The 19350-nt window shown below is 40.9% G+C and carries 17 protein-coding genes; 6 read left to right on the top strand and 11 right to left on the bottom strand.

Annotation, left to right across the window (positions count from 1 at the left end):
• Positions 1–49 precede the first annotated feature (49 nt).
• From PN471_RS05655 to PN471_RS05645, 3 genes are all read left to right on the top strand, one after another.
• On the top strand, positions 50–1735 hold the full coding sequence (locus PN471_RS05655) for an ABC1 kinase family protein (protein WP_271776007.1): 1686 nt from the start codon (positions 50–52) through the stop codon (positions 1733–1735).
• Positions 1736–1756: 21 nt separating this feature from the next.
• Positions 1757–2485, top strand: a complete 729-nt coding sequence (locus PN471_RS05650; RefSeq protein WP_271776005.1) for a Stp1/IreP family PP2C-type Ser/Thr phosphatase — start codon at positions 1757–1759, stop codon at positions 2483–2485.
• Between the two features lie 735 nt (positions 2486–3220).
• Positions 3221–3418 (top strand): NblA/ycf18 family protein, encoded by a 198-nt coding sequence (locus PN471_RS05645; protein WP_027402129.1) that lies wholly within the window; start codon positions 3221–3223, stop codon positions 3416–3418.
• A 220-nt stretch (positions 3419–3638) separates the two neighbouring features.
• On the opposite strand, the gene PN471_RS05640 is transcribed toward PN471_RS05645, so the two are convergent.
• The 7 genes from PN471_RS05640 to kdpA form a co-directional block, all read right to left on the bottom strand.
• Positions 3639–5246, bottom strand: a complete 1608-nt coding sequence (locus PN471_RS05640; protein WP_271776004.1) for a serine/threonine-protein kinase — start codon at positions 5244–5246, stop codon at positions 3639–3641.
• Positions 5247–5532: 286 nt separating this feature from the next.
• Positions 5533–6000 (bottom strand): hypothetical protein, encoded by a 468-nt coding sequence (locus PN471_RS05635; RefSeq protein ID WP_271776003.1) that lies wholly within the window; start codon positions 5998–6000, stop codon positions 5533–5535.
• Between the two features lie 194 nt (positions 6001–6194).
• Positions 6195–7346: an anhydro-N-acetylmuramic acid kinase gene (locus PN471_RS05630; protein ID WP_271776006.1), complete on the bottom strand. Its 1152-nt coding sequence runs from the start codon at positions 7344–7346 to the stop codon at positions 6195–6197.
• Positions 7347–7546: 200 nt separating this feature from the next.
• The gene (kdpC, locus tag PN471_RS05625; protein WP_271776002.1) at positions 7547–8137 is read right to left on the bottom strand and encodes a K(+)-transporting ATPase subunit C; all 591 of its coding nucleotides are present in this window, start codon (positions 8135–8137) and stop codon (positions 7547–7549) included.
• A gap of 268 nt (positions 8138–8405) precedes the next feature.
• A complete protein-coding gene (locus tag PN471_RS05620) occupies positions 8406–8543 on the bottom strand; it encodes a potassium-transporting ATPase subunit F (RefSeq protein ID WP_193897260.1) in 138 nt (45 codons plus the stop codon).
• Positions 8544–8777: 234 nt separating this feature from the next.
• Complete coding sequence (kdpB, locus tag PN471_RS05615; protein ID WP_271776001.1) at positions 8778–10868, bottom strand: potassium-transporting ATPase subunit KdpB; 2091 nt, start codon at positions 10866–10868, stop codon at positions 8778–8780.
• Positions 10869–11060: 192 nt separating this feature from the next.
• Positions 11061–12746 (bottom strand): potassium-transporting ATPase subunit KdpA, encoded by a 1686-nt coding sequence (gene kdpA / locus PN471_RS05610; protein ID WP_271776000.1) that lies wholly within the window; start codon positions 12744–12746, stop codon positions 11061–11063.
• Positions 12747–13255: 509 nt separating this feature from the next.
• Between kdpA and PN471_RS05605 the strand changes: the two genes are divergently transcribed.
• Together PN471_RS05605 and dnaN are read left to right on the top strand one after the other, a co-directional pair.
• A complete protein-coding gene (locus PN471_RS05605) occupies positions 13256–13996 on the top strand; it encodes a DUF1995 family protein (protein WP_271775999.1) in 741 nt (246 codons plus the stop codon).
• A 79-nt stretch (positions 13997–14075) separates the two neighbouring features.
• The gene (dnaN, locus tag PN471_RS05600; protein WP_271775998.1) at positions 14076–15248 is read left to right on the top strand and encodes a DNA polymerase III subunit beta; all 1173 of its coding nucleotides are present in this window, start codon (positions 14076–14078) and stop codon (positions 15246–15248) included.
• Between the two features lie 77 nt (positions 15249–15325).
• Here dnaN and psbV (PN471_RS05595) read toward each other — a convergent pair whose 3' ends face one another.
• The 3 genes from psbV (PN471_RS05595) to PN471_RS05585 form a co-directional block, all read right to left on the bottom strand.
• Positions 15326–15817, bottom strand: coding sequence for a photosystem II cytochrome c-550 (psbV, locus tag PN471_RS05595; protein WP_271775997.1), 492 nt, complete (start codon positions 15815–15817; stop codon positions 15326–15328).
• 87 nt (positions 15818–15904) lie between these two features.
• Positions 15905–16396, bottom strand: coding sequence for a photosystem II cytochrome c-550 (psbV, locus tag PN471_RS05590; protein ID WP_271775996.1), 492 nt, complete (start codon positions 16394–16396; stop codon positions 15905–15907).
• A gap of 543 nt (positions 16397–16939) precedes the next feature.
• Positions 16940–17380 (bottom strand): hypothetical protein, encoded by a 441-nt coding sequence (locus PN471_RS05585; RefSeq protein WP_271775995.1) that lies wholly within the window; start codon positions 17378–17380, stop codon positions 16940–16942.
• A gap of 239 nt (positions 17381–17619) precedes the next feature.
• Here PN471_RS05585 and PN471_RS05580 point away from each other — a divergent pair, with 239 nt between their 5' ends.
• Entirely contained in the window at positions 17620–18462 is an 843-nt protein-coding gene (locus PN471_RS05580) for a lysophospholipid acyltransferase family protein (protein WP_193897276.1), read from the top strand.
• A 42-nt stretch (positions 18463–18504) separates the two neighbouring features.
• On the opposite strand, the gene PN471_RS05575 is transcribed toward PN471_RS05580, so the two are convergent.
• On the bottom strand, positions 18505–19221 hold the full coding sequence (locus PN471_RS05575) for a DevA family ABC transporter ATP-binding protein (protein ID WP_193897278.1): 717 nt from the start codon (positions 19219–19221) through the stop codon (positions 18505–18507).
• Positions 19222–19350: the final 129 nt, after the last annotated feature.

Below are 19350 nucleotides of genomic sequence, written 5' to 3'. Positions count from 1 at the left end.
GCCCCCTACCTCCCCTGCCTCCGTGACAACCCGACGGTATAAGAAAAATATGGAACAAGGTTACTCAGACAAAGCATACCGTTGGAATCGGGAAGAATACTCTAGCAAACGCCGCTTTGTGGATATTTGGTCTTTTGTCTTGACCTTGATGTTCAAAATTTGGCGCTATAACAAGGCTTGGAGTTACCCCGGTGGTGTAACAGAAGCCAAGCAAGCAGCTAGACGCAAAGCCCAAGCAATCTGGATTAAAACGACGTTTTTAGATTTGGGTCCGACTTTTATTAAGATTGGACAATTGTTTTCAACTCGTGCGGATATTTTCTCTGCGGAATATGTGGAGGAGTTATCTAAGTTACAAGATAGAGTCCCGGCATTTAGTTATGAACAGGTAGAAGGAATTATTGAGCAGGAATTAGGGAAAAAGATTTCCGTGCTGTTCCAAGATTTTGACCCTGTTCCCCTGGCTGCTGCTAGTTTGGGTCAAGTCCATAAGGCTGTTTTGTATACTGGTGAGTCCGTAGTAGTCAAGGTGCAACGCCCAGGACTGAAAAAACTGTTTGAAATTGATTTAGGCATTCTTAAAGGTATCGCTCGCTATTTTCAAAACCATCCCAAATGGGGACGGGGTAGAGATTGGATGGGTATATATGAGGAATGTTGTCGCATTCTTTGGGAAGAAATTGATTATCTGAATGAAGGACGCAACGCCGATACTTTTCGCCGGAATTTCCGCATTTATGATTGGGTAAAAATACCGAGGGTTTATTGGCGTTATGCTACTTCTAGAGTGATTACTTTAGAGTATGTGCCGGGGATTAAAGTTAGTCAATATGATGCTTTAGATGCAGCGGGTGTGGATAGAAAAGCGATCGCTCGCTATGGCGCACAAGCCTATCTCCATCAACTACTAAACAATGGCTTCTTCCACGCTGACCCCCACCCTGGTAATCTCGCAGTTAGTCCCGACGGCGCTTTGATTTTCTACGACTTCGGGATGATGGGAACAATTAAATCCAATGTCCGCGAAGGATTAATGGAAACCTTATTTGGCATCGCTCAAAAAGATGGAGACCGTGTGGTAAAATCTTTAGTTGATTTAGGAGCGATCGCCCCAGTTGAGGATATGGGACCCGTCCGTCGTTCAGTCCAGTTTATGCTGGATAACTTCATGGATAAGCCCTTTGAAAATCAATCTGTAGCAGCCATCAGTGAAGACCTGTATGAACTCGCTTACGATCAACCATTTCGGTTTCCAGCCACTTTTACCTTCGTCATGCGTGCCTTTTCCACCCTCGAAGGAGTCGGTAAAGGTCTAGATCCAGAATTTAATTTTATGGAAGTTGCCCAGCCTTACGCCATGCAGCTTATGACAGATAACAGTAGTTCTGAGGGGAATAGCTTCTTGAATGAATTAAGCCGTCAAGCAGTCCAAGTCAGTAGCACTGCTTTAGGATTGCCACGAAGATTAGAAGATACCCTAGATAAAATAGAACGTGGGGATATTCGACTAAGAGTTCGCTCCGTAGAAACTGAACGCCTGATCCGGCGACAGGGTAATATTCAACTGGGAATAAGTTATGCTCTTATTATCAGTGGTTTTACAATTGCCGCCACAATTCTCCTAGTTAGCCATTATATATGGTTAGCAAGTCTGATTGGTTTAATTGCCGCATCAGTTTCATTCCTGCTGATTCGTTTGCTTTTACGCCTCGACCGTTATGATCGGATGTATTAATTAATTGTTCACGAAAAATCTATGAAACTTGAATCTACCGGTTGTACAGATCCGGGGCTTATTCGTGCTTATAATCAAGATTCCTACTATATTGATCCCGCAGGGCGATTCTTTATAGTCGCCGACGGGATGGGTGGTCATGCAGGAGGAGAAGAAGCCAGTCGCATCGCTACCGAAGAAATTCGTTCATATCTAGACAAAAATTGGCAATCCCCGGAATCTTCCTTAGAAATTTTAGAACAAGCTTTATCTACCGCCAATCAAGCCATAGTTAGAGACCAGCAAAATCATCCCGAACGCGCTGACATGGGAACAACAGCCGTAGTCATCATGATTGGTCCAGATGAATTACCTGTATGTGGTCATGTTGGCGATTCCCGTCTTTACCGTCTACGAGGATCACAATTAGAACAAATTACAGAAGATCATACCTGGATTGCTAGAGCCATAAAAATTGGCGATATTACTGCTGAGGAAGCCAGAGTGCATCCCTTTCGCCACGTTTTATCTAGTTGTTTAGGTAGAGAAGACCTCCACCAGACTGATATTCAACCAGTAGATCTACGAACGGGCGATCGCCTACTCCTCTGTAGTGATGGACTTACAGAAGAACTTATAGATGAGAAAATTCTTGAATATATCAACAACGCACCTAATTTAGAACAAGCTGCTCACACCTTAATTGAAGCCGCTAAAGAAGAAGGTGGACACGATAACATTACCGTCGTCCTCGTGTCTGTAGAAGCCTAATAAGGGGTAGGGGTTCGGAGTTCAGGAGTCAGGAGTTCAGGAGAAAGAAAGAAGAAAATTCTTTCCCCATTCCCCATTCCCCATTCCCCATTCCCTATTCCCTAAAAAAAGTAAATATACTGAACAATTTGTTCAAATTGAGCATTTTTTATATTAGCAATTTGATAAAAATATTTTTAATCTCCAAAAATTACCACAGGAGCTTAAACTTCTATAATTTCCACAATTGACATATTGCACCTTGTAGTCTGTCTTAAATAAACAGCAAATAGGCGGTTAATAAATCAGATAATCCAGATCAGTGCCAAACATCAAACTTGCCTGTCTCTCGATTTCTCCCCTATAACCCCTAAATATCAACCAACCCATAACTACTGTAACTTAAAGAATCTTCACCAAAATCAAACCATCCAACTTGCACGAATCCGCTCTCTGCGGACATAATTTTTGTATCAAAAAAACATGATAATACACACCTCAAAAAATAAATTCAAAAAGATGGGCAAATTGTCAAATACTTGTTATCTTTCTTAATATAGACAAACAAATGTCAGGCAAAATCTAGCCCAGAGATGACTTCTTAGGACTTTTATCTAATTCAACAGATTGCAAATCAAGGAACGAAGGAATTTCAATCACAAGCGACAGCCTCTTGTACCTTGAAATTCCCAACTTCCAACTTTTCAATTCTGTGATCAATTCCGATTTTACACCTTGTTTGTTTTGGAGTTCATTATGAATCAACGAACTGAACTATCTTTGGAACAGCAATTTAGCATTCGCTCCTTTGCCACACAAGTCCAACACATGAGCCACGAACAAGCTCAAGATTTTTTGGTCAAACTGTATGAGCAAATGGTCGTTCGGGAAGCAACTTATCAAGAAATGCTCAAACACCAATGGGGTCTAGAATCAGATCCTAATATGGCATAGAGTTACTAATGAGCAACGTCTCCTGTATCGCAGTGGGCGACCTCCTTCTCTTGCTCGTTTCCAGACAGGAAAAAAGCTGGGGATGTTGGGGCGTTAACTTCGATTACTACTACAGTATTGTGATTTATCCTCCAATTAATTCTTTATTTTTTAATTCTTCATTTTCTAATTCTTCATCCTGACTCCTGACTCCTGACTCCTGACTCCTGACCTGAAAAGATCAACCAGAAATATCGAATGAAGAATCAGTATCAATTGTTTCTAACTTAGCTAATATTTTAGGTTTAATTTTTTCATATTCCTTTTTCAATAGATTTTTACTAATCTGACCATCTGTTGATGAGGTTAAACCTTGACTAGAAACAAGCCACTCTTGCAATCTTTCTCTTTGAGCCGCAGCAATGTTTGATTGTAATATATGTGTGCAAGGATGAGGAGTTTCTTTAGCGAAGAATAATAAACGATATTGTCCAGTATTGTACAGTAATTGAGTGATTTCTTGTCCAGAACTAGTTTTGAGATCCAAATAATAAGGCAACCATTTAGCCCCATGTTGACGACTATAAATAACTGTAATCCATAACATGACAGGATGGGGAGAAGAAATAAAGAGAAATTGATTGTAGCGAGTACAAACTAAGCGTTTTTGAATTTCTTCTTGGGGTAGCATCACCCATAAAGCTGGTAACAACGTTTTATCGTGGTAAATGGGTTGAATAAACACGATATTGGCAATGGGTTTATTGTGTGGCCAAGTAACTAACTGTGTTATGTCATGATGAACTGAATATCTCCGTAGTTCGACTTGTGTGTTGTGATTGTTAATGGGAATTGTCAGTGGATTGGTTTTTATTTTCTCTGCTGGTTCTGTAACTACAGGAGAGATGGGTTTAATAATGTCTTGAGTATCTTGATATATAAAAGCATTCTCAGTGGTATTATGCGTTTCCTTTTGCTGTTCTAGAGTAGTCAGAATATTAATAATTTCATTGATACTTTGGGGACGTTCGCTGGGTTTTTTGCATAAACAATTCATAATGACATCTTCTAATTGCTGGGGTAGGTGCAAATTAGGAGAAATTTCCGCAAAAGAACAGGGTTTTTCAAAAGTATGGGCTTTATACCATGCTCCAAAGGTGTTGGTTGAGGCCACCACAGGAATTTTACCAGTCAGCATTTCAAACATCATGATCCCAAAACTGTAGATATCAGAACGACTATCTAGTTCTTTACCTTCAATTTGTTCAGGAGAAGAATAAGCCAAAGTTCCTAAATAAAACTTGGTATGATCACTATTAGACATTAGTAATTTAGCAATACCAAAGTCTAAAACTTTGACTAATTCTCCAAAACTGGGGTCTTGAATCACCATGATATTACCCGGTTTAATATCACGATGGATGATTGGACAAATTTTTCCATCTACAGGAATACCATTATGAGCGCACTGTAGTCCTAAACCAATTTGCTTGGACATACTGAGAAATCTTGCTAAACTTAGATGTTTTTGGCGAATGATCTGACCTAATGTTTGTCCCTGTAGATATTCCATGACGTAGTATGTTTGATCTACCCCATAGTCCATGACTCGGACGATATGGATACTTTTTTGACCAAGTAAGGCGCAGGTTTTAGCTTCTCGCTCAAATCGTTCTTGGCAACGCATCCTTTCGTTTTGGATGGATAAAGTTAGAAACTTGACTGCAACAGGGACACCTCCCAGCAACGTATCCTTAGCACGATAAACTCGTCCCATCGCACCAGAGCCAATTAGCTCTTGTAGTTGGTAACGGTTGCCGAGTAAGCGACCAATGTTGGGGTCTGACATAGAAAATTCGACTCCAATGTTTAACAGTTCGGGGGGTAGTTTTGTAGGTTTCGGTGATTAGAAAGTAGGTGAAAAACCTGAGAATTAAAACCGAAAATTCATCAATTCTAAATTAGACATAATTGATTAATTTGAACTCAAAAATAAAAACAAACAGCCTCCTATTGTAGCATAAAAAACTTTTGCAGGAGGCCTAGTACCGCAGGGCGGAAGTCGAAAGTCACAACGAAGACAGTATAGGCTTTTTAATGATTGAGAACGGTTAGTTTATTTATGCCGTGTTGTACTAGTGTAATTGGCGTTCTAGACTAGCTTCCATTGTACTATCTAAAAAATGACCAACAAGAATGCCACTAGTTAGATAATACTGGTTGTCATCAATTTGATGTAGGGTTTCAAAACCACTGCGTCTTTGACGATGGCGAAGGTCAGTGGAGCTATCTCCGAGTACCCAATAACGCTGAACAATTGTATCTGGACAAATCCAGCCTTCACCTTCTACTTGTCCGAAATAATTATGTTGAAGCAGAAAAGTATACTGACGCTCTCCTTTATGAAGTCGTCCTTTATACTGAAAAGAAATTTCTGGGCGATCGCTGTTAGGAAAGATTAATTTTGTAGCCATAGAGAACCAATTATCTCGATGCCAAACCACTAATGTTAAACCCTTCAAGGGAATTGGTTGACTATTGCGCTCCAACCAACTACCTTGGATCACCCACCTTCCTGGTTCTAATAAAAAAGTATGTCCCACAGGCTAAATCCCTTGTTTTAAGCTGTTACGCAGCTAAATTTGATAACCATAATTTACTTGAACTTTGTGGTGCGGGCATCTTGCCCGCTAGAATTTACAAACTAAATGCACAACAGCTTAATCCAGCACAGTTGAAGCTTAGAAATACTTGCTAACATAGTATTTCCAGAGAAAAGAGGAGAATATAGACTAAATTAGCGATAATTATCGTGAATTTCTCCTAAAAGCATCTCTTGATATGCTCCTGTGACTGCGGGTAAGTTACCAGGAATATTGATGTTTCGCCAGTATGCTAAAACCGCAAAAGCGATCGCCTCTTTAAATGCAGCACTTAAGCCAAACTCATCTGTAGTTGACACTGGAACATTCCCCAATAACAACTGTAAGCGATTTTTTAAGTAACTATTACGACTGCCACCACCACATAATATTACCTTATGTGGTCTTCTAGGCAGAAAATTATCATAACTATGGACAATAGAAACTGCCGTTAATTCTGTGATAGTTGCTAAAAAATCTGCGGCATTAAGTTGGTAAGTTTGGGCATCCTCTAAACAATCATGCAAGTAGGTAAGACCAAATAACTCCCGTCCAGTAGATTTGGGTGGTGGTAAATGGAAATATTCGTGACTTACCCATTGTTCCACCAAGGGGTAACAGGGTGTACCACTGGCTGCCCAATCACCATTATTATCATAGCTTTTAGTGCCACTTGTAAAATGCTGGACGGCTAGATCCAATAAACTATTACCTGGACCTGTATCCCAGCCGCGAATTTGCGACAACCAATCATCACTACGGGCGGGAAGATACGTAACATTACCAATACCCCCAATATTTTGAATACAACGTCCTTCCTGGAGATGACTAAGTAAATAGGCATCTACTTTAGGAACAAGGGGCGCACCGTGACCATAAGCAGCTATATCTGCTATTCGGAAATTACTGACAGTAGTAATACCTGTTAAATGGGCAATCATCGCGCCCCGTCCCAGTTGGCAGCTATAACCCAGTTCTTCTAGTCCTTGGGGTGGACGATGGTAAACAGTTTGACCATGAGAACCGATGAGAGTGGCTCTGGGATGACCAGATTGAATATGTTGAGCAGCTTGGGCAAAATTATGAGCGATCGCATCATCTATTGCGGCTAAATCTGCCATTGATATCGCCGTACCAGCCCCCAGCCCAAGAATGTGTTCTCTGAGTTGAGGGGAGTAGGGATAGGTTTCCCCTGCGAGTAATTTCACCTTCAAATCCAAATCTGTACCAGAAATTTCTACTAAAGCTGTATCTATCCCATCTACGGACGTACCACTCATTAAACCAATTACGCGAGTCGGTTGCATTGACTCAAATACTTTCATGAATTTGCGATCGTAGTGTAATTGATCCTATTACCCATGTCAAAACAATACTCTTGCAGGAATATCTGGTTACGTGCTGTACTAGGATGATTGTTCCTTCCTTTCACCCTTTGAATCGGCGCAAGCCCTGCGCCCGACATTTTATACCACACTTCACTATCAGCAACCCCTAACTAATTTTGCTAACGATTAATATCTTGTAAATCCAAAGCATAATTTAAACGTAATAGATTTACCCCTGGTTCACCAAAAATTCCTAAAAACCTGCCATCAAGATACTTATTAATCAACGGAATAATATCATCTTCCTTAATACCCCGTGCCTGTGCCACTCTCTCTATTTGTTGTCGTGCTCCCTTTAAAGAAATGTGGGGATCTAAACCAGATCCTGACGTATAAATCAAATCAGCCACAGGTTGTTTATCCTGATTCTGCAATTCTTCCACCTGCTTGAGAATACGTTCCTTCAGTTCTGGATTCGTAGGAGCAAGATTACTACCTCCAGAAATACCAGTTGGTTGAGCTTTTTTACCTTGACTATATCTAACAGCACTGGGACGACTATGAAAATAACGATCAGATGTAAATCCCTGACCAATTAAAGTCGAACCAATAGGTTGATCATTGATATTTAAAATCACACTACCATTAGCGGAAATCGGGAAAAAAGACTGACCGACTAGCAATATGAAAAGAGGATAGACAATTGCTGTTAATAACCAAATTACCAAAGTAATTCTAATTGCTTTGACAGCTTCTCTAAAAATAGACATAATTTAATCTTGATTTAAGTAGGTTGGCGTTGAAAATTGTCGTTATGGCAAGGCAAAAGGCAAGAGTGAAGAGGGTTTAGACGATTTTACGTTTCTTTACACAGTTTGGTTTTATTGTGTTCACCTACTTAACCTTGAATTTAATCAGAGGATTTACCGAAGTAGGGGCGCAGGGCAGGGCCTGCGCCCAGTCAGGATATAGGAGTAAAAGTGCTGTAAGTAGGTGAACAGAAAAATTTAAATACATATCGCTACGATTTGCCAATTATTAAAATCGTTCTGGCTGAAAAATAACTATTAACAAATAAACCACCAACATCATAGTAGTAAACCCTAAAACCCCCATCGCCCAAGTAGAAACCCTATCTAAACTGAGAGTAGTATTAGCATAAACCACTGGACTCATAAATAAACTGAAACACATCACTATAAAAATAGTGATTGGTAATTGGTGTTTAAACTTGGACAATCGAATCAATGGTATCATTTTCATCAGGAAAAGGGTAATATACAACAAGTAAAAGGCAAGAATTATCAATTACCTATTCACGTAATTACAGCATAATTCACGGAGTCAGGAGTAAAACTGTCTAGCGGTGAATATAGATCCCGTACCTGATTAATCTGCAATCTGCTATATTTACGCTAAACCCACAAATGTAATCATCATATCTATTAATTTAATCGCAATAAATGGAGCAATCACCCCACCTAAGCCATAAATTAAAATATTTCGTTGCAGAAGTTGATTAGCGGTTAAAGGTCGAAACTGAATACCTGTTAATGCCAAAGGAATCAAAGCCGGAATAATTAAAGCATTGTAGATCAAGGCTGAGAGAATAGCCGAATTAACGCTACTCAACTTCATAATATTCAAAGTTCCTAAATTAGCAGCCGTGAAAAGTACGGGAATAATTGCAAAATATTTAGCAATATCATTAGCGATAGAAAATGTCGTCAACGCTCCACGAGTAATTAATAATTGCTTGCCAATACTAACGATATCAATTAATTTGGTGGGATCAGAATCTAAATCCACCATATTAGCCGCTTCCTTAGCTGCTTGCGTTCCCGTATTCATTGCCACACCTACATTAGCTTGTGCCAAAGCGGGAGCATCATTAGTTCCATCCCCTGTCATCGCTACTATTTTACCCTCAGCTTGTTCCCGTTGAATCACACTGATTTTATCTTCTGGCGTAGCTTCAGCAATAAATTCATCTACTCCAGCTTCTTTGGCAATCACAGCAGCAGTAATCCGGTTATCTCCCGTCAGCATGATAGTCCGCACTCCCATGCGTCGGAGTTGGTCAAATCGTTCCCGGATACCCGGTTTCACAATATCTTTGAGATAGATAACACCATAAATTTCGTTATCAAGACAAACAGCTAAAGGTGTACCACCTTGATGAGAAACTTGTTGATAGGCAACATCTAATTCCGGTGTATCTCGTCCGCGACGGGAGAGAACAAAGCCTTTAATCGCTTCTACTGAGCCTTTCCGTACTTCCCTACCCCCAGGTAAATTAGTACCACTCATGCGGGTTTTTGCTGAAAATTCTATCCCCTGTGCTTGTTTGCGGTCTAAATCAAAATTTGCCCCTAACTTTTCTGCCAGTCGGACAATAGATTTCCCCTCTGGAGTATCATCAAAAATACTAGCCGCCAAAGCCACGTTAGCAATTTCCGCCATTGAATGACCATTGATGGGGATAAATTCTTCTGCTAAACGGTTGCCAAGGGTGATTGTTCCAGTTTTATCAAGCACCAGAGTATTAATATCGCCACAGGCTTCTATTGCCCTGCCAGAGGTGGCAATGACGTTAAATTGTGCCACTCTATCCATCCCTGCAATACCGATGGTACTCAGTAAACCGCCAATGGTTGTGGGGATGAGGGCTACCAAAAGAGCAATGAGAATAGGAACACTCACAGGACTATTCACATAGTAGGCAAAGGCGGGCAAAGTGGCTACTACGAATAAAAATACTAAACTCAGAACTGCTAATAATACTGTTAAAGCAATTTCATTAGGGGTTTTAGTCCGTTCTGCTCCTTCGACCAGAGCAATCATCCGGTCAATAAAGCCTTTGCCTGGTTCAGCAGTAACACGAATAATCAGTTCATCAGAAATTATGCGTGTACCACCTGTAACTGAACTGGCAACGTCTGAACCTGATTCTTTGAGAACTGGGGCAGATTCGCCTGTAATTGCTGATTCATCCACAGAGGCGACACCCATGATTACTTCACCATCTGCGGGAATCACATCACCTGAGACTACATATATAGTGTCTCCCTGTTTTAAGCTGTTGGCAGGAACTTCTGTAATTGTGCCGTCAACGGTGATAGTTTTGGCAATGGTGGCTGATTGGGTGGAACGGAGAGTATCGGCTTGGGCTTTACCTCGTCCTTCGGCTACGGCTTCGGCAAAGTTGCTAAATAGAACTGTGAATAATAAAATTCCCGTTAATAGTCCGTTAAACAGATGGGGATTTTTTTGATTTACTGGACCGAATAATTCAGGGTAAATGGTGACAGAGAAGGTGATGATTGTTCCTATCCATACTAGAAACATCACTGGATTTTTGATGGCATATGGGGGATACAGTTTAATAAAGGCATCTCCTATGGCTCGGAAATACAGTCCTTTATGGGATACCCGCGTTTTTCTGTGTTTCTTACGGCGATAACGGGGACGGGGAGCTTTAGAATTAGAGGTAGAGTTCATATATAAGTAATTGGTAAGAGGCAAGATAAATATTAAGTAGGTTGGCGTTGAAAATTGTCGTTATGGCAAGGCAAGAGGCAAGAGGCAAGAGTGAAGAGGGTTTGGGCGATTTTACGTTTCTTTACACAGTTTGGTTTTATTGTGTTCACCTACTTAGACCTATCTTTATATTTCCTCATTACCTCATTTTTTCTAACTACCGGAAGCGAGTTTAAAGCCTTCGGCAATTGGTCCTAAAGCTAGAACAGGGAAGAATGTGAGGATGGCTAAAATTAGGGTGACACCAGCAGTAATTCCCGTAAATAGCAGAGAATCAGTTTTTAAAGTTCCCCGGCTGGCTGGACTGGCTTGTTTTTTAGACATACTATCAGCTAAGAGAAGTAGGGCAATAATGGGTATATAACGTCCTGCGAAAATACTGACAGTTGTACTTAAGTTCCACCATAATGTGCTGTCATTTAATCCTTCTAAACCAGAACCGTTATTGGCTGCGGCTGAGGCGTATTCATAAACTACTTGGGAAATTCCATGAAAACTTGGGTTACTAATTCCTGACAAGGATATAGGATAAGCCATAGCTATGGAACTAGGAATTAAAATCATCATCGGGTGAATTAATAGCACCACACTAGCCAGAACAATTTCCCGTTTTTCGATTTTGCGCCCAAAAATTTCTGGTGTGCGCCCTACCATTAAACCGGTGATAAAAACTGTGAGCATCAGATAAGTAAAGAGATAAGCTGTTCCTATGCCTTGTCCTCCCCAAATTATTTGTAAAAATAGGTTGAATAAGCTGGAAAATGTGCCACTGGGCATGAGGGAATCGTGCATTCCGTTAACAGCACCGCACATGGTGGCTGTGGTTGTAACTGCCCATAGTGCGGTTTGCGCCCAATTAAATCTGACTTCTTTGCCTTCTAAGTTAGGTAATTCTAATCGCAAAGCATTGTTAATGAGGGGATTTCCTTGTAATTCCCCTGTGGCTGTAACGCCAATGAGAACGACAAAGATGATGAACACCATTGAAAATAATAGCCAGGTTTGTTTGAGGTTGTTGGCAAATACTCCGTAGGTGTAAATTAGGGAGGTGGGGATAGCCAGCATGGCGATGATTTCTATTAGGTTAGAAGCGCCATTGGGATTTTCAAAAGGATGAGCAGAATTAGCTGCAAAAAAACCGCCGCCATTTTCTCCTAACATTTTGATCATTTCCCAGGAGGCTACTGGACCTCTGGCTATGTACTGGATTCTGCCTTCTAAGGTTTCTACTAAGATGGTTTGGGCTAGGGTTTGAGGTACTCCGGCGATGATGAGAGCGATCGCCCCCACAATAGATAAAGGTAATAATATTCTAGTGATAGCCTGGGTAAAATCCACATAGAAATTCCCCAGTTTTCTCCCCGTTAACCCCCGAATAAAGGCAATTCCTACAACTAAACCACTAGCCGCTGAGGTAAACATTAAAAAACCTAAAGCTGATGTTTGACTAAAATAACTAAAGGTGTTTTCTGTGGCGTAGTGTTGTTGGTCCGTATTGGTTAGGAAGGAAATTGTAGTATGTAGTAATAAATCCCATCTCATCCGCCCCAGTCCATTGGGATTCCAGGGTAGGAATTTCTGATAATAAAGAAGCGCGTAAACCGCCACACCCATGACTAAGTTACTGCATAGTAAGGCGCGAATATACTGCCAACCCGTCATATCATTTCTTTTGCCCACACCCCCTAAAATATAAATTATTGCCTCTATAGGCTTCATCACAGGATCAAGGATTGTCCTTTCCCCCAAAAAAACACGGGCTACATATTTCCCTAGTATGGGCGTAATAAATACGACAATAACCAGCGTTAAAGCAATTTGTAAAAAACCTTGACTCATGTAGTTTGCACTCTATATTAACTGAATTTCTAAGTAGGTTGGTGTTAAAAATTGTCGTTATTGTAAGGGAATAAGGAGTAGGTGACAGGTGACAGGTGACAGGTGACAGGTGACAGGTGACAGGTGACAGGTGACAGTTAAGAGGGAATAGGGAATAGGGAATAGGAGAGAGGTTTTAGTTATAGTAACGGTCAAGGTGGTTAGGGCATGAATTAATCATGAAACTCCGACCACAACAGGTTTTTACTCCTGAACTCCTGACTCCTGACTCCTGACTCCTGCTATAACACTCAACAATAATGCCTAAATTACTAATATAGCTGTAGCCAGAATGATTAGGACATTATTAATCCTTAAAACCTAGTCATACCAAGGATTTCACTCTTGCCTCTTGCCTATTCCCTCTTGCCTTCTGCTATAAATTGAATTTTTAGTGATTGGATGATTTTTCATACCACCTAAATCAATATAGTAGAGAATTAAATATTAACCCAACGACTTGATAAACTATGGCTGAACTACCAAAAACCTTAGAAGATGCGATCGCTCAATCTTGTGAAGCGGTAAAATCAGCTTTAGCTGATGGTATAACTCGGATTCAAGTTGAGTTATTATTTCCTGAACTCAAATTCATGACGGTTGCAGAACAATTTCTCCCCCAATTTACTGAATACGAATCTCGTCTCAAAGTCTTCTTTGCTGATGCTGGTGCGGCTGCTTTAGCCCGTCGTGATTGGACAGACGCACAATTCCAAATTTCCGATATTGGTACTGGTAGGGCTGCATCCCTAGAAGCAAAAATTCAGCCAGAGGATGAAATTTTCCTATTTATTGCCCCAACTTCCGTAGAAGTCCCACAATTAGAAAAGCTGTGTGAACTGATCGGCGATCGCCCCACAATCATGTTAACACCCCGACTCGAAGATTCCAGTATAGTTGGTATCGGTTACACAGCCAGAGAAACCCGTCGTCGCTTCATTAGTACCATCGAATCTTGTTACTATATCCGTCCCATAGATGATCAATCTGCCCTGTTCCGTTGCTATCCTGGATTATGGGAAGTATGGGTAGAAATACAAGAAGAATATCAAAAAGTTGCCGAACTCCCGAAAAAACCTTCCGGTGACGAATTAGACGGGATTCTTATGGGAGGACAAACGCAAAACACCAACACCAGCGACACCACACCCACCAAAAAACCCAGTGTGTTTAAGAGTTTGCAACGGTTTATCAAGGCTTTAAGCAGTTAAGATAACAACGTGATGGGTAAATCAGTTATTACCAATTACCCATTACCAATTCCCAATTCCCCCATTATTGAATTTAAAGATGAAACTAATCTGTTCTCAAAGTGATCTTAGTAGTAACCTTTCTCTCGTTAGTCGTGCAGTCCCCTCCAGACCAACCCATCCTGTTCTTGCCAATATCTTATTACAAGCAGATGCCAAAACTAATCAAGTTAGTTTAACAGCCTTTGACCTGAGTTTAGGTATCCGTACCAGCTTTAGCGCCGAGGTCTTAGAAGGGGGGACAATTGCTCTCCCTGCCAAACTACTTGTAGATATCACCTCTCGTCTCCCAGAAGGGGAAATCACCCTAGATGATGCCTGCGCCGAGGGAAGCTATCAATCAGGAGATGCAGGTGGGGAAGGTATAATTGTCACTCTCAAACCCAAAAGCGGACGTTATCAAGTCCGAGCAATGGGCGCAGAAGAATTTCCCGAATTACCTATAATCGAAAATGCTGAAGCCATTACTCTCACCACAGCAGCACTAATTGAAGGATTGAAAGGTTCTTTATTTGCTACAAGTTCCGATGAAACCAAGCAAGTTCTCACAGGTGTACATTTAACTCTCAAACAGGACACTTTAGAATTTGCTGCTACCGACGGACACCGGTTAGCAGTTTTGGAAACCACAAATGAGCGTCCTGTAGAAGGAAGCGAACAGGTAGAGGTGACAGTACCAGCAAAAGCATTACGAGAACTACAAAGGATGTTAGGACATAACTCCACATCAGAAGAAACTGTAGCCGTATATCTTGATCAAGGTCAAGTAGTATTTACTTGGCAAAATCAACGCCTCACCAGCCGCACTTTAGAAGGGCAATATCCCGCTTATCGGCAATTAATTCCTCGGCAATTTGAACGCCAAGTCACATTAGAAAGAAAGCAATTTATTAGCACTTTGGAACGAATTGCTGTATTAGCAGATCAGAAAAATAATATTGTCAAAATCAGCATTGATAATGCCAATCAAGAAATTACTTTATCTTGTGAAGCACAAGATGTTGGTAGTGGTACAGAATCAATGCCAGCACAAATATCTGGCGAAGATATAGACATTGCTTTTAATGTTAAATATCTGATGGAAGGTTTGAAGGAATTACCATCTTCAGAAATTCAAATGCACTTGAATCAAAGTTTAACTCCAGTAATTTTCACGCCTTTGGGTGGATTGAAAATGACCTATTTGGCTATGCCTGTACAGCTTAGAAGTTAGTTTTTAAGTCATTATTTAGCTGTAAGGGTTTAGCAGTGCTAAACCCCTACCTATAGAATCGAGCTTATGAAAGTAATTTAGTGATAATTTTTACCGCCACCCCATAGATCGCCCAGAATCTTAGGTTGTAGGAGAATATGTCCAGCGATCGCTATCAAGTCATCTTCGGTCAGATTTCGCATTTCTGGGAAAATATCCGCACTCATGATGCTGGGGTGGATTTCCGAAATCTCTTCTTCACCATCATAGGTAGTGGGATTTTTCATGTAGTCCACCAAACCTGCAATATTATTGCGGTTAGGTACAGCCTCTGCTAAGGCTTTAGATCCAAGTCCCACGTCTTTGTCAGTCTTGGTAACTCCACTAGCATGGCATTGAGTGCAAGCGTAATTGAATAGTCGTTTACCTTCTTTGATTTGTTTCAGAGATAATACAACTGTATCGCCTTCGTCATTTAATGGAACTGTGCGGATAGCTTCATTCAGTTCTAAAGCCGTTGCAGTACCGACAACCATCTGTAATGTCAGCAAAATAGTAGCAACAACAACACCAATTAGTCTTCTAATCATAATTTATCGCCAAAAATTTTGACAATCAACAAGTCAGGGAATCTATGATATTTTCCCTGACAATTTGGATGAATGAATCAGGATAGTTTAGTAATAAATTTTACCGCCACCCCATTTAATGCCCACAACTTTTGGTTGTAGGAGAATATGTCCAGCGATCGCTTTCAAGTCCTCTTCAGTCAGATTTCGCATTTTTGTGAAAATATCCGCACTCTTAATGCTGGGGTGGAGTTCAGAAATCTCTATTGCGCCATCATAGGTAGTGGGATTTTTCATGTAGTCCACCAAACCTTCAATATTATTGCGTTTAGGTAAAGCCCCTGCTAAAGCTTCTGGTTCAAGTCCCACGTTTTGATTAGTCTTGGTAACTCCACCAGCATGGCATTGAGCGCAAGCGAAATTGAATAGTCGTTTGCCTTCTTTGACTTGTTTTAAGCTGAGAACAACTGTATCACCTTTGTCATTTAATGGTACTGTGCGGATAGTTTCATCCAGTTCTAAAGCTGTTGCAGTACCGACAACCATCTGTAACGTCAGCAAAATAGTAGCAACAACAACACCAATTAGTCTTTTAAACATATTTCTCCTCAAAGATTTTATTGAGTCACTGTAATACCAATATCATGTTAGGAGTCCAATTTGTTGCCAAAAATACGATCCCTTAAACATACCTTTGCCAATTTTATAAATAGAGATTACTAAATAAAGCTAAAACCATTTATTAATAAGGGTTTCGCGGATTTTTATCACAAAAAAGTGCCAGGTTTTGGCTGATGGTGTCTCAAAATAGGTGATCGGAGTTCGGAGTTCGGAGTATGGAGTTCACCTGAGTTCGACATAAGATAATTTGTGGAAAAATCGCCATGAGTCTCAAACCCTTATGATCTCGTTGAAAAAATCATAACTCCGTTCGCGTAGCGTCTCCCAAGGAGAAACTCCGAACTCAGGTTAAATATAGGGCTGAAACCCGATAAAATCGTGACGATATCAATAGGGTTTCAGATTTTTGGCAACAGTATTGTTAAACTCTTGTAATTTAAATTTCGGGTCAGGCGTGGAGCTTCTGTCGGTCAAGCTAAAATTGTTGTTGTTTTAGTGATGCCATGAAATAGTATAGGTGTACTATTTCGGCACTTGTTTTTGCTGGGAAATGGCAAGGGTGTAGTTGAACCTATTTTGTGACAAATCGCCCATATACAATAAGTATTTACCCGGCTGCCAGTAACCGGAGAATTCTGCCTTGCCACCGCTATAACTATCAGCAAGCACACAAAATCGCCCCCCTGGTCCGTCAATCAATAGTGTTGGCTGTCCTTTACTTTCTACCGTCAATCGTAGATAAGGCAATGGTTCTGTAACTTGAATTATTTGATTAGGAGCAGTGTTAATATTCCCACAATTACTTTTCACAGACCCTCCAGATGTACCGTTTAATACTAATGGATCTTGATCGAACTCAGAGTTAATTTCTAACTGTGGGGTTTTAGCAAAGCTGGACTGATTCAGTAATAGGCCCGTTGTGAGTGCTACGAAAGCAATTTTAAATAGCTTCAAAGGTTTCATAATAATACCCGGTAAGTGGGAAACGAGCGCGGCTTTGCATCTTGCTCGTCATTGTATTATTAGCGGGCAAGACTTGTACGGAACTGATTGCTTATTTAGACGGGAAGAATTAGATTGTGTTCCTACTGAACATTTTATCATTCTAGAGTGGGGAAAACAATGGGAGGATTGCGTTAGGCTGGATGGAAATGCAAAACAATGGGTTGTTTCACCCGTATAAATCCTGATAAAATTTCCTGATGTTCAAACTAAAGCATCTTCAAACCACTAACACAGGGTGGTCTTTGGATCAACGGGATCCAAGGTTCATCGAATCTATGATGCCTATCTTGGGCTTGTTATATAACTGTTATTTTCGAGTCCAAACCAGTGGCTGGGAAAATGTCCCAGATGGAAAAATTCTGGTTGTCGGTTCTCATAATGGCGGACTGGCCTCTCCTGATACTTCCATGATGTTATATGATTGGTTGCGTCGCTTTAGTGTAGAAAGACCTATTTATGGTTTGATGCACCCTAAAGTTTGGGATGTGTTTCCACCAGCGGCAGAAATAGCGATGAAGGCTGGTGCAGTGAGGGCGCACCCGAAAATGGCTTACAAGGCTTTGCGGGCTGGCGCTAGTGTCTTGGTTTATCCGGGTGGCGCGGAGGATGTGTTTCGACCCCATGGGATGCGGGATAAAATTTATTTTGCTGAACGCAGGGGGTTTATTAAGTTGGCACTGCGGGAGAATATCCCGATTGTGCCGGCGATTTCCTGGGGGTCCCATGATACTCTAATTGTCTTGGCTGATATATATGAAGTTATGCAGCAATTTCATAAAATGGGGATGCCTTGGCTACTTGGGGTTGATCCTTTGGTGTTTCCCGTTTATTTGGGATTACCTTGGGGATTGGCTTTTGGACCGCTGCCTAATATTCCTTTGCCTGTGACTATCTACACTAGGGTTTGTCCGCCGATTGTGTTTGCACGCTATGGAAAAGAAGCTGCCAGCGATCGCACTTATGTGGACGAATGCTATGAGTTAGTCAGAAGTAAAATGCAGCAGGAGTTAGATACTTTAATTCAACAAGCCAATCATTAAGATCATCCTGGCGGTGCTTTTGTCGCCAGGTGTTTCACCTACTTACATCTGTAAAGAATTACTTTTTTCTCGGACAAGATGACCGTCTTCCATATAAATAATCCGGTCAGCAATATCTAAAATGCGGTTATCGTGGGTGACTAGTAAAATTGTACAACCATGCTCTTTGGCTAATTTCTGCATTAGTTCTACCACATCCCGTCCTGATTGTTTATCAAGGGCCGCGGTAGGTTCATCTGCTAGGACTATTTTCGGTTGACTGACTAAGGCGCGAGCGATCGCTACCCGTTGTTTTTGTCCCCCTGATAAATTATCTGGATAGTAATTGAGACGATTACCTAATCCTACTTCTTCTAACATTTGCTGTGACTGCATTAACATTTCTTTTGCTGACATTCTCGGCTGTACTTCTAAACCCATCCTCACGTTTTGGATTGCTGTTAAGCTACCGTGTAAGTTATGGGCTTGAAAAATATAACCGTTATTTCTGCGGGCTTGGGTTAATTGTTTAGCATTGGCTTGACATAGTTCATTACCTAACACCTGCAAACTCCCAAACTGGGCAGAACGTAACCCACCAGCCAAGGTTAATAATGTGGTTTTACCCGAACCAGAAGGACCTGTCATGATTACAATTTCCCCTGCATTTATAGTTAAGCTAATATTAAATAAAACTTGTTTTCGTAGTTGTCCAGATCCGAAGTAATGATCAAGATTGCGGATGGAAATTACAGGTTTAGCAGAGTTAATAGTTTTCATGGTTGAGGTTTTCAGGATTTTTTTGCACGCAGAGCCGCAGAGACAACAGAGAGGAATTTTGAGAATTTAAAACATATCTGCTAGGTCCGCTGCCGTTACCGGATACTACTTCACCTGCACGGCTATAAA

Origin of the sequence: Aphanizomenon sp. CS-733/32 (genome assembly GCF_028330045.1) — a bacterium.
Lineage (GTDB): Bacteria > Cyanobacteriota > Cyanobacteriia > Cyanobacteriales > Nostocaceae > Dolichospermum > Dolichospermum gracile.
This window is presented reverse-complemented; position numbering and strand designations above follow the sequence as displayed.

What these genes read in the sequence shown, in the direction of transcription:
- psbV (WP_271775996.1), bottom strand. Translation starts at nt 16,396, where the DNA reads ATGTTTAAAAGACTAATTGGTGTTGTTGTTGCTACTATTTTGCTGACG.
- dnaN (WP_271775998.1), top strand. Translation starts at nt 14,076, where the DNA reads ATGAAACTAATCTGTTCTCAAAGTGATCTTAGTAGTAACCTTTCTCTC.
- PN471_RS05640 (WP_271776004.1), bottom strand. Translation starts at nt 5,246, where the DNA reads ATGTCAGACCCCAACATTGGTCGCTTACTCGGCAACCGTTACCAACTA.
- kdpA (WP_271776000.1), bottom strand. Translation starts at nt 12,746, where the DNA reads ATGAGTCAAGGTTTTTTACAAATTGCTTTAACGCTGGTTATTGTCGTA.
- PN471_RS05645 (WP_027402129.1), top strand. Translation starts at nt 3,221, where the DNA reads ATGAATCAACGAACTGAACTATCTTTGGAACAGCAATTTAGCATTCGC.
- PN471_RS05650 (WP_271776005.1), top strand. Translation starts at nt 1,757, where the DNA reads ATGAAACTTGAATCTACCGGTTGTACAGATCCGGGGCTTATTCGTGCT.
- PN471_RS05585 (WP_271775995.1), bottom strand. Translation starts at nt 17,380, where the DNA reads ATGAAACCTTTGAAGCTATTTAAAATTGCTTTCGTAGCACTCACAACG.
- PN471_RS05620 (WP_193897260.1), bottom strand. Translation starts at nt 8,543, where the DNA reads ATGAGTCCAGTGGTTTATGCTAATACTACTCTCAGTTTAGATAGGGTT.
- psbV (WP_271775997.1), bottom strand. Translation starts at nt 15,817, where the DNA reads ATGATTAGAAGACTAATTGGTGTTGTTGTTGCTACTATTTTGCTGACA.
- PN471_RS05630 (WP_271776006.1), bottom strand. Translation starts at nt 7,346, where the DNA reads ATGCAACCGACTCGCGTAATTGGTTTAATGAGTGGTACGTCCGTAGAT.
- PN471_RS05580 (WP_193897276.1), top strand. Translation starts at nt 17,620, where the DNA reads ATGTTCAAACTAAAGCATCTTCAAACCACTAACACAGGGTGGTCTTTG.
- PN471_RS05605 (WP_271775999.1), top strand. Translation starts at nt 13,256, where the DNA reads ATGGCTGAACTACCAAAAACCTTAGAAGATGCGATCGCTCAATCTTGT.
- PN471_RS05575 (WP_193897278.1), bottom strand. Translation starts at nt 19,221, where the DNA reads ATGAAAACTATTAACTCTGCTAAACCTGTAATTTCCATCCGCAATCTT.
- kdpC (WP_271776002.1), bottom strand. Translation starts at nt 8,137, where the DNA reads ATGTCTATTTTTAGAGAAGCTGTCAAAGCAATTAGAATTACTTTGGTA.
- PN471_RS05655 (WP_271776007.1), top strand. Translation starts at nt 50, where the DNA reads ATGGAACAAGGTTACTCAGACAAAGCATACCGTTGGAATCGGGAAGAA.
- kdpB (WP_271776001.1), bottom strand. Translation starts at nt 10,868, where the DNA reads ATGAACTCTACCTCTAATTCTAAAGCTCCCCGTCCCCGTTATCGCCGT.